This window comes from Mesorhizobium sp. M0571 (assembly GCF_040320985.1).
Lineage (GTDB): Bacteria > Pseudomonadota > Alphaproteobacteria > Rhizobiales > Rhizobiaceae > Mesorhizobium.
On sequence record NZ_JAMYQT010000049.1, the window covers coordinates 26,334 to 36,405 of the forward strand.

A 10,072-nucleotide genomic window follows, 5' to 3' on the forward strand; every position below is an offset into this window, starting at 1 on the left:
AAATGGCGAAGGGGGCGATCCGCATCGGCGTCATCGGCTGCGGCTTCTACGCGCAGAACCATCTGCATGCGTGGAAGGATCTTGCGAGAGAAGGCGCGGTGCTTGCCGCTGTCTGCGACGTCGATGCCGGCAAGGCCGAAGCGGCCGGCCGTGCTTTCGGCGTTCCGTTCCATACGGACGCCGCGACGATGCTCGTAAGCGAGCGCCTTGACGCCGTCGATATCGTCACTCGCTACGACACGCACCGCGCGCTCTGCGAACTGGCGATTTCGCGCGGCAGCGCCACCATCGTGCAGAAGCCGTTCGCTCCGGCCTGGGAAGACTGCGTTGCCATCGTGGAGGCAGCCGACAAGGCGGGCGTTTGGCTCGCGGTTCACGAGAACTTTCGCTTCCAGACGCCGATGCGGCATGTCCGCCGCGTCATCGACAGCGGTGCTATCGGCACCCCGAGCTGGGCGCGTGTGACATTTCGAACCGGTTTCGACGTCTATCGCACGCAGCCCTACTTCTATGACGAGGAACGCCTGGCAATCGCCGACGTCGGCGTCCACGTGCTCGACCTCGCACGTTTCTTTCTGGGCGAGGTCGAGCGTATCTCCTGTGAAACCCAGCGCCGCAACCCGAAGGTGCGAGCCGAAGACACGGCCACGATGCTTCTGCGTCATCGCAGCGGCACCGTCAGCGTCGTCGAATGCACATACGAGGCGCGACGCGACCCCGACCCGTTCCCGGAAACGCTGGTAGAGATCGAGGGCGACAAAGGCTCGATCATCGTTCGCCCGGGCTCGCTTATGCGGGTGACCAGAAACGGATCGACGACCGAAGAGGACATCGGCTCGCCGCTGCGGTCATGGACCAGCGCTCCCTGGCATGTCGCCCAGGAAGGCGCGTTTGTTGCCTGCCGGCATTTTCTCGACTGTCTGCAGCGCGGCGTGCCTGCCGAAACATCGGGTCAGGACAACCTCAGGACTTACGCCCTCGTTGACGCCGCATACCGCGCGGCGGCGGAACACCGGGCAATCGTACCGGCACAGTGGAAGGAAAGTCTCAGCGTCGCCTCAAAGGGTCGGAGGGCGCAATGACGACGGGTGGGGGAAAAGCGCCAAGACGAGCGAAGGAAAGGGTCAGCGCCGCCGCTTTCGCGATCACCGTGGCATTCGAACTCGTAGAGGGTGCCTTTCCCGAATTCCATCGGCTGGTCAGTGAAAATGCGGCGCTTTCCGTCGAACTCGAGCCGGATTGCTTCCGCTTCGACGTGCTGACACGCGAGCACGCGGCAGAGACCACATGTGTCTTCCTATATGAGATTTACAAGGATCGCGCCGCTTTCGATCTGCATCTCGCCTCGGAGCATTTCCGTCAATTCGACCAACGCTCGCGTGACCTCGTGATCAGCAAGACGGTCATTGCCTACGCGGTCCAGGAAAACGCCAAGACTCCGGAACGGACATGAGCGCCGGTGTCAGCAACTTCGATCTGTTCGGCACGGACGAGCCGGTTGCCGAGCGCCGGGTTCTCGCTGCAGGACCGCTGACCGCCATCCTCGAACACGGCAACCTTCGCACGGTCTGCTTCGCCAGCATCGAGGTCGTCCGCGCCATCAACTATCTGGCACGGGATGCGTCTTGGGGGACATACAAGGCCGAGCTTTCGAACATCCGGGTATCGGAAGGCGAGGCTGCGTTCGAGGTCAGCTATGACGGGCTGTGCACCGGTCCGCAGGGCAGCTTTTCCTACCGAATGAAAATTGCGGGCAAAGCTTCGGGTGGGCTGGTGATGGAGGCGGAGGGCGTCGCCCTCACCGATTTTCCGACCAATCGCACCGGTTTCGTCGTTCTGCATCCGTCGGAGGCCGCGGGCGGAAGGCTGACGATCAGACATAGCGACGGCCTAATCGAGGAGACGATATTTCCGGAGATGATCAGCCCGGATCAGCCGGCCTTCGACATCAGCGCACTGACGCACGAACCCACGCCCGGCCTCACCTGCACGGTCGCCATGGAAGGCGATGCCTTCGAGATGGAGGATCAGCGCAACTGGACCGACGCCTCGTTCAAGACCTATGTCCGTCCGCTGTCGAAACCCCGCCCTTATGTCATCGGCAAGGGGTCGAAGGATATCCAGCGTGTTACGGTCTCCATCGAGGCCAAGACATCGGCGACGCGACCCCGAGCCGTCGATAAGGCGACGCTGACGCTAGGTGCACCTGCTGGACGGATGCCGTCCATGGCATTGTTCCTCGATCCTGACGACCTGCCCGCGGCTGTGGCCGGTGCCTCGTTGCTTGGCCCTGTGCCGGAGATCATTGTCCGCTTCGATGGTTGGCGCGGGCATGACGAGCGCACGCTGGGCAAAGCGGCGACCTTCGCAGCCTCGATCGGTGCCCGGCTGGCGATCGAGGTGATCTTTGATGCAGTTGATCCGACAGCCGAGGCAAGGACTGTCGTCGATGCAATCAGATCGTCGGGTGTCGATCCGAGCGCAATCCTGGTTTCGCCCCGGCGCGAATTCAGGACGCGGGTGTCGAACCTGGTGCCTATAGGCGAACGGCCCGTCAGCGATCTGGTGAACGCGCTCAAAACAACCGGTATCACCGCTGCTATTGGCGCCGGGACGCCATCCTTCTTCACGGAATTCAATCACAACCCACCGACCGGCAATGCCGATTTCGTCTTCTTCGGCAATGCAGCCATCGTTCATGCGGCCGACGATCTATCGGTGATGGAAACGTTGGGCGTCTATCCATCCGTCATCGCAACGGCGCGACGACTAACTTCACAAAAACCGATCTGGCTTGGACCGTGCACGATCGGCATGCGGCACAATCCCTACGGACAGAGTGTGGTAGCAAATCCTGCCCGTGTGCGAATCCCTGCTGCTGACGAGGACCCCCGGCATAATGCGTTATTCGGGGCGGCTTTCGCGGTCGGTGTCGCTGCGCAGGCTGCAGCAGCGGGCGTCGATCGTCTTATCGTCGCGTCCCCAACGGGGTCGTTCGGCTTGCTCAACGGCGCCGGGGGGCGCCTCCCGGTCCAGGCAGTCCACGCCGAACTGGCTACAGCGTCGGGCGCCGAACGCTACGAAGTTGCGGTCGATCGCTCCGGCATCGCGGTTGTTGCATATCGCATCGGCGAGAGCACCCGCCTCCTGATCGCAAATCTCACTGCCGAGGATATCAAGCTTTCGATCCCACCAGCTATTCGCCCGGTCGGCATCATTGAGTCGTCGGGGAAGGTGTCAACATTGCAAAGCAGGCCGTTGATTCTGGATCGGTATCGAACGGTAATGCTCACTGCTTCCCCATCGGCTTAGCACCCGACAATGCCTGACGACAGCTTTGGGCCTGACGACAGCTTTGGCCCTCGCTTCAACCCCCGTCGCGGAACGCCCTGATTGGGTGGGGAACTTGCCATAAGCCGCGGTTGTCGGAACAAGCTCGAGTGCAAAATCGCCCTTGCCGGCCAGTTCCTCGACGTAGGCCGCAAAGTCATTGACAAGCGCTGCAAGCTCGTTGAGCTCGATATTTGCCCACGGCAGTATGCTTCCTGCATCCAGGAGATGGCCCGAGGCATTCGCGATCGATAAGTCCTGGATGCGGCTCAAGATCACGGGGCGGTGGACTCCGCGGCGCGATACCGCCCGTAACCGACCTTCACAAGCAGACCCTCCTCGCGCATCCGGGATAGGTAACACCAGGGGGATTCCTGCATTCGTCAGATCACGGGTCCGCACTTCACCACCCTTGCGAGCGACAGCGACAGCTTGGTCTCGAAGCGACGTAGGCGACCGCCAGCGAGGCGAGGTGCTTCCGCGCGGTCTCGGTCGCGTTTTCGCATCTTGGGTTCTTGCGGCGCTTCTTGGCGAAGGGCTATGGAGAATTCGTAATTCGCGGCTTCGCCGATCCCGGGGAGCCGGAGTGGATCCTTTGGGCGGTGGTGCGCGTGGCAGGATTTGAACCTGCAGGCCCATCGTCCCGAACGATGTGGATTTGCCGGCAGACCGCAAGTTCCTGGGCTCCTTCGTCACGCTCGCTCACGACTGGTCGCGTTTCCTTTCGCCCTCTCTGTGGGAAACCTGTGGGATGAGCACACCGCGTTCGTGTTTTGTAGTTTGAGTTATCCTGAGGACGGTTTTCGGCGACTTGGCGAAAACGGGCTTCTTCGTGATCTTCTCGGCGGCGTCTGCCAAGAAATTAGGATGATGATGACCATAAGTTTCGATCAGGACATCCACTGTGATGCCAAGAAAGCCCGCCGCCTGCCACATATCGGTGCCGGCCTGCATCATCCAAGTCGCGGCGGTGTGGCGGAACACGTGCGGAGTGACGTCGGGCCCCAGGCCGGCGATTTCGCGCGCCGTCTTGAAGCTCTTGTCTATCGATTGCACCGGCTTTCCATTCCACTCCACGACAAAATCCTGCGATATCTTGCGACCGATGTTCGCACTTTTGCCGCGTGATTTGGTCTCGATGTGGAGATCAGTGCGCGCCCAGCGCCGGAGGTGCGCCAGCAGCCGCTCCGGCAGGGGCACGGGGGGTTGGCGCTTCTTGGTTTTCCTTGCGCCAGCGGCACCGCGATAGAAGATACCGCGGTCGAGGTCCACATAACCGCGCCCTTTGGTTGGACGCATGGCGGCACCGCAGATTGCGGCCGAGCGCGTTCCTGTATAAAGCGCGACGAGGATGAAGCGCGCGAGATGTCGCCCGGTGCGCCGACCACTCTCTTGGCCCTTCCAAGTCTGCTTCATACGCCAAGCGGCCCAGATGAGGGCGGCCGCCTCACTGCGGGTCAACCAGCGCTCGCGTGCAGCGGCCTTGTCAGGCAGGGTGATCGTCGGTGCGGCGGTTGTATAACCCTCCTTGCGGTAATAGTTGATGGCCGCACGAAGATCCTCGAGTTGGCGGCGCGCCGCGGCTTCGGTGGGGCGCGACGAGACGTACTCGCGGCAGAGTTTGCCGTTGATGGCGGCGAGTGTCTTTTCCCCGAAGAAATCGAGGATCTTGTCCAGCCGAGCCGCCGTCTCTTCTGGTGTGGCGTGCTTCGGTGCAACCTCTTTAAGGTAGAGGTTGACCACATCGGCAATCAAGACATCTTCGGCTCCGCGCGCTTGGTGGTATTTGCTTGCAATGTAGGCGGCGAGCGCCTTTTCCGCTTCAGTTCCTGGACGGCCTTTTTCGCTGCCGCCAGCGCTGATGAAGGTTGTTCCATCGCGGATAAACCATCCAGCTTTGTTTCGGAGCATTCCATCGGTTTTCCAGCTTTCGTCACGCCATACAAGGCGTGGCCCTTTCGACGTCCGCGGCATAGTTCCCTCATTCTAGCGATTGCCATCAAGGTGACGTATTCCTTTCCGGCGATTAGCTCCGTTTCAAGTCGACCGGCGTCACGTTCCTTGCGCAAGCCCGCTGCGCTCATCGAGCCGTCGGGAAAGGCAATTCGCGCAGCGATCTCGACGCGCAGAGGCGTGGTCTCGTCGAATTGGTCGGGGACTTTCAATAAGGAGTCCTCAGCAGTTCTCAGATCCGATCCGTTCGCGGGTCTCGTTGAGCGTGCTTTTCTGTCTCGCCGTTCTGGATGCACTGCTACCGGAGAACTCTTCTCCAAAAAATCGGCTGCGAAAACCGCCGACCGGAGGTGCTGCGCCGAAAATGCGCCTTCGACCTGTTAATCGGAATGATCGCACCAACAAGTCTTTGGCTGGCCTCCGCTTCCAATCCGGCCACTCCTGACGGGCATCGGCCATCGGTTCGGCCTACGTCTTCCATACTGCCGGCCGGGCCGCTCTTGCGCCGCAACGCCCGCGCGCCCGGCTTTCGGCTAATGCTGCAGGGTGCCTGCTATCTCGTCTGCGCTTACCTCACTGGCATGCGCGATAGCGAGGTGCAGGCGATGCAGTCGGGCTGTGTGTCGCCGGTGCGCAGCGCCGACGGCCTGGTCGAGCGGTACCGGCTGCGCAGCACCGTCTACAAGCGCCGTGGGGCACGGGGCATCCAGGCCGACTGGATCACGATCGAGCCGGTCGCCCGCGCCGTCGCTGTGATGGAGGTGCTCGGCGCGCAATCGCAAGGAGAAGGGGCTGTCATCCCTTTGGGTGGCGCTCAAGGACTGGCCTTGGAGCAACGATCATCTCGACTTGGGTGCGACGCCAACGCTCAACCTCTTCCGCGACGGCCTCGACGCGCGCTCGCAAGGCGGACCGGCGATCGCGCGCATCGACGACGAACCCTGGAAGTTCACGACACGGCAGCTCCGCCGCACGATCGCCTGGTACATCGCCAACCGGCCGTTCGGCACCGTCGCCGGCAAGATCCGGTACAAGCACTCCTCCGTCGCCATGTTCGAGGGCTATGCCTAATCGGCGCAGGCCGACTTCCGCCGTGCTGTCGAGCGCGAGCGCGCGCTCGGCCAGCTCGACGACATTGTCACCTACTACGAGGCCTATCTGCGCCGTGACGGTCCGGCTGGACCGGGTGCTGCGCGGCTGCGGCGCGAGTTCGCCCGCGCGCAGGACGAGCTTGGCGATCTTCCTGGCCGGATCATGAACCGCAAGCGGCTGCGCACCATGTTGGCCCATCTCGGCCGGACCTTGCACGTCGGATTCCTCAACGACTGCCTGTTCGAAGCCGCAACCGCGCTCTGCCTCAGCGGCTCGCCGGACTCTGAGCGATCGATGCCGGCCTTGTCGCGATGCAGCTCGGACCGTGAACGCCTGCTTGACCGCCCGCCACCGCGAACCTTGGCAGGCCTCGATCGTGGAGGGCGAAGCGCTGTGGCCGACCGGCGTCTCTCACCGCTCCAGCGCACAGCGATCCTGCGGGACAACGAGCCCAAGCGCCGGCTGATTGCACCTCTATGGATGGTGAAGCATGATCGCGCCCCGGGCCGAAGAGCGAAGCCGCGCTGAGGGCGGCCCTGGCGCGACTATTCGAGGGCCGCCCCGAGCGCACCGACGGCGCGCTGACCATCGCCAATCTGGCGCGCGAGGCCGGCGTCAGCCGGGCGACGGCGAACCGTGCGTCGCACTTCTCGCCGAGTTCCGGGCGGCCGAAGCGCGTCACCGACGATCCTCTCCCAAGGCCCTCAAGGAGCGCGTCCGCGCTCTCGAAGCCGAGCTCCGCGCCGTGCGCGGCGCCGAGATGGCCGAACTGCGGGCGCGCGTCCCCACGCTTGCGCTAGCATATCCAGGTGCTGACGTTGCAGGTCGCCGAGCGCGATGGCGTGATCGACGGTCTGCGGGAGGAACTGGCCCGATCTATGGAAGCCAGAGGCGTCCCGCTGCGGCGCCCGCCTCATGACGGCGCCGGCTGAGAGCCGCGCATCATCATAATCGGTCCGATCCGAACTCGCCGATCGTCATGGTCGGCGCCTCCTGCGCTCGCCCGTCGAGGCAGGGGCTCGGTTGTGGCGAACGCTGCCGGCCCATCAACCCTGTTCCGCACCAGCACCGAGAACAGGGTGTGACGGCCCGGCTTCCCGCGTCCGCCCCTGTCGCCTCGCCCTCGACGGAGAGGGCGAGCACAGGAGGCACCGATGACCACAGATCGCAACAACCAGGCCTGGACCACTGACGATATCTATGAGCGCGTCACCAACCAGATCATTGCCGCCATCGAGGCCGGCGCCGGCGACTACCGGATACCCTGGCACCATGACGGATCAGCCATCACCACCCCCGTCAACGTCGCCTCACGCAAGACGTATCGCGGGGTCAACGTCATCACCCTTTGGGCTGCGGCACATGCGGCTGGCTACCGCGCCGGCATCTGGGGCACCTATCGCCAATGGCAGGAGATTGGCGCTCAGGTTCGCAAGGGCGAGCGCGGCCACCTTGTCGTGTTCTGGAAGATCGCCGATCGCCACGGCGCGGCGGACGCCCAGCACGGCGACGAGGAGCGCGACGATCCCGCCCGGTGCATGTTCGCTCGCGGCTACACAGTCTTCAACTGCACGCAGGTCGACGGCTATACGCCACCCACAGTGCCGGTGCTGCCCGAGGCCGAGCGGATCGAGCGCGCCGAGCGCTTCTGCGCGGCGCTGAGCATCGACATCCGCCACGGCGGCTCGCGGGCCTGTTACATCCCCTCCAGGGATCACGTGCAGATGCCCGAGTTCGCCTGTTTCCGGGACGCCGTTGCCTATTACGCCGTGCTGCTCCACGAATGCGGGCACGCTTCTGGCGCCAGGCACCGCCTCGACCGCGATCTCACCGGGCGGTTCGGCTCGGCCGCCTATGCCATGGAGGAATGCACGGTCGAGCTTCTCAGCGCCATGATCTGCGCCGATCTCGACCTCAGCGTCGAGCCGCGGCCCGATCACGCCCGCTATATCGCCTCCTGGCTTGAGGTGCTCCGCTCCGACAAGCGCGCCATCTTCACTGCCGCCAGCAAGGCGCAAGAGATCGCCGACTGGATGCACGCCCAGCAGCCGGCTTAAGCTGACTGCCTATGCCTCAACGATGCCGCCACACCTTCACCGCGCTGACGAGCAAGATGATCGCCAGCAACGGCAGCAGCAGCGCGCTCGGCACAATGCCGAGCAGTCGCGCGCCGATGAAGCTGCCGACGATCGATCCCGCCGCCATGACGAAGACGAACAGCTTGTTGCGGCCGAGCACGGCAAAGCTCCGGTCACGGCTGTAGCGTGTGAAGCCCATCAGCATCGTCGGCAGGCTGACCGCAAGCGAGAGACTCCCGGCCAGCTTGATATCGCAGCCCAACAGGAGGACGAGCGTCGGGATCAGCAGTTCGCCGCCGGCTACTCCGAGGAGCGACGCGACCACCCCGATCACGGCGCCGGCAGCGACACCGGCGATGAGCTGGGCCGGCCCTTCAAGCAGCGGGTGGCCACCATCATGCGCATCATGCCCGACCAGGAGCACCACCGCGATCAGCAGCAGCAGAACCGCGATGATCCGGTAGAGTGTTCCGGATCTCAGCCGCGTCGCCCACCCGGCCCCGAACCAGGCTCCGGCCAGGCTTCCTGCGAGCAGGTTGACGATGACCGTCCAATGCGCCACGACGGCCTCCCAAGGCACGGCCGCGGCCCGGAACGGCAGCGCCGAGGCCACCACCACCAGACTCATCGCCTTGTTGAGGATCACCGCTTCCAGTGCAACGAACCGGAACGCGCCGATCAACAAAGGAAGCCGGAACTCCGCCCCGCCGAGCCCGATCAGGCCGCCGAGCGCCCCGATGCCGGCGCCTCCACCAAAGGCACCGGGGATGCTCCGCTGCGCGGGGGCAGATTCCCTGCCGTCGTTATCTGCCGGGTTGGCGGCGGCTTCGTCCATCTGCATCTTGGCTTCCAATCTCGATATAGCCACACGACTATAGCCATGAGTGTCGAAACTGTCTCACGCCAACGCACGACCGAACTAACGCGTGGAATCAGCGAGTTCGTGGCTGTGGCAAATCAATAGACAGCTTGACTGTTCAGATAATGGGCAGAGATGAGCGCCGCTTTCTGCTGCGCCTCGCTGGGCATCAAACCGACCGTACGTCATGCCGACTATATCGGCTCCTGGCTGGGAGTGCTTCGCGCAGACAACCGTGCGATCGTGCACGCCGCAACGCCGCCTCTCAGGCGAGCAGGGCTGCGGAGTATCTCCTTCGCTTCTTGCCTGGCAACGTCACTGCTGACGACGATCAGCGGCAGGCAGCGTGATGACCGCCCGCTTCCAGATCGGTATCTCGTCGCAACTGCGCTCGGTTGGCCATCGAACTCTGCTGCGTGGTCTCGGTGCCGGACGCCGCTGCGCCGAAGTCGTGTTGCAGAGCGGAGCTATGCTTCCATTGGGGCGACCGGCCGCTCTCGCCGCTCTTCGCCGTGCTGTCGCCCTTCATTACTGCCGCTGCACGTCTGCATGTTGCAGCCGTCTTTTGTGAACAGGAGCGCCATGACCGAGCTGCTGTTCCGCGACAACATCCGTTGGCTGCCAAGCATAAGAGGACGAGGAGTGGCGGGATCTCCAGTAGAGTAGGGATGAAGCGCCTTACCTCGTCTCCGAGGCAGGTCTCTTCATCCCCCGCTCCGAACCGGACGTGCAAGTTTCCAAGCATCCGGCTCTCCATGCG

The 10,072-nt window shown here is 63.6% G+C and carries 8 protein-coding genes and 1 pseudogene; 6 read left to right on the top strand and 3 right to left on the bottom strand.

Annotated elements, in window-relative coordinates:
* The first annotated feature begins 2 nt into the window (after positions 1 to 2).
* From NKI85_RS31450 to NKI85_RS31460, 3 genes are read left to right on the top strand one after another with little or no spacing between them, the layout of a single operon-like run.
* Entirely contained in the window at positions 3 to 1,082 is a 1,080-nt protein-coding gene (locus NKI85_RS31450; protein WP_352530611.1) for a Gfo/Idh/MocA family protein, read from the top strand.
* Entirely contained in the window at positions 1,079 to 1,453 is a 375-nt protein-coding gene (locus tag NKI85_RS31455; RefSeq protein WP_352530609.1) for a putative quinol monooxygenase, read from the top strand. Before NKI85_RS31450 ends, NKI85_RS31455 begins: the two co-directional genes overlap by 4 nt.
* On the top strand, positions 1,450 to 3,312 hold the full coding sequence (locus NKI85_RS31460; RefSeq protein WP_352530607.1) for a D-apionate lactonase family protein: 1,863 nt from the start codon (positions 1,450 to 1,452) through the stop codon (positions 3,310 to 3,312). Before NKI85_RS31455 ends, NKI85_RS31460 begins: the two co-directional genes overlap by 4 nt.
* A 720-nt stretch (positions 3,313 to 4,032) precedes the next feature.
* Here NKI85_RS31460 and NKI85_RS31465 read toward each other — a convergent pair.
* Entirely contained in the window at positions 4,033 to 5,241 is a 1,209-nt protein-coding gene (locus tag NKI85_RS31465; RefSeq protein WP_352530605.1) for a tyrosine-type recombinase/integrase, read from the bottom strand.
* A gap of 891 nt (positions 5,242 to 6,132) precedes the next feature.
* On the opposite strand from NKI85_RS31465, the gene NKI85_RS31470 reads away from it, so the two are divergent.
* Complete coding sequence (locus tag NKI85_RS31470; protein ID WP_352530603.1) at positions 6,133 to 6,354, top strand: hypothetical protein; 222 nt, start codon at positions 6,133 to 6,135, stop codon at positions 6,352 to 6,354.
* A gap of 1,175 nt (positions 6,355 to 7,529) precedes the next feature.
* A complete protein-coding gene (locus NKI85_RS31475; protein WP_352530601.1) occupies positions 7,530 to 8,432 on the top strand; it encodes an ArdC family protein in 903 nt (300 codons plus the stop codon).
* A 16-nt stretch (positions 8,433 to 8,448) separates the two neighbouring features.
* Here NKI85_RS31475 and NKI85_RS31480 read toward each other — a convergent pair whose 3' ends face one another.
* Positions 8,449 to 9,288, bottom strand: a complete 840-nt coding sequence (locus NKI85_RS31480) for a sulfite exporter TauE/SafE family protein (protein ID WP_502896146.1) — start codon at positions 9,286 to 9,288, stop codon at positions 8,449 to 8,451.
* A 153-nt stretch (positions 9,289 to 9,441) separates the two neighbouring features.
* Between NKI85_RS31480 and NKI85_RS31485 the strand changes: the two are divergent.
* Positions 9,442 to 9,662, top strand: a pseudogene (locus NKI85_RS31485) (zincin-like metallopeptidase domain-containing protein); the annotation flags it as partial.
* On the opposite strand, the gene NKI85_RS31490 reads toward NKI85_RS31485, so the two are convergent.
* Positions 9,644 to 9,841 (bottom strand): hypothetical protein, encoded by a 198-nt coding sequence (locus NKI85_RS31490; RefSeq protein ID WP_352530661.1) that lies wholly within the window; start codon positions 9,839 to 9,841, stop codon positions 9,644 to 9,646. The pseudogene NKI85_RS31485 and the gene NKI85_RS31490 overlap by 19 nt on opposite strands.
* Positions 9,842 to 10,072 lie beyond the last annotated feature (231 nt).

What these genes read in the sequence shown, in the direction of transcription:
- NKI85_RS31450 (WP_352530611.1), top strand. Translation starts at nt 3, where the DNA reads ATGGCGAAGGGGGCGATCCGCATCGGCGTCATCGGCTGCGGCTTCTAC.
- NKI85_RS31455 (WP_352530609.1), top strand. Translation starts at nt 1,079, where the DNA reads ATGACGACGGGTGGGGGAAAAGCGCCAAGACGAGCGAAGGAAAGGGTC.
- NKI85_RS31460 (WP_352530607.1), top strand. Translation starts at nt 1,450, where the DNA reads ATGAGCGCCGGTGTCAGCAACTTCGATCTGTTCGGCACGGACGAGCCG.
- NKI85_RS31465 (WP_352530605.1), bottom strand. Translation starts at nt 5,241, where the DNA reads ATGCTCCGAAACAAAGCTGGATGGTTTATCCGCGATGGAACAACCTTC.
- NKI85_RS31475 (WP_352530601.1), top strand. Translation starts at nt 7,530, where the DNA reads ATGACCACAGATCGCAACAACCAGGCCTGGACCACTGACGATATCTAT.
- NKI85_RS31480 (WP_502896146.1), bottom strand. Translation starts at nt 9,288, where the DNA reads ATGGACGAAGCCGCCGCCAACCCGGCAGATAACGACGGCAGGGAATCT.
- NKI85_RS31490 (WP_352530661.1), bottom strand. Translation starts at nt 9,841, where the DNA reads ATGAAGGGCGACAGCACGGCGAAGAGCGGCGAGAGCGGCCGGTCGCCC.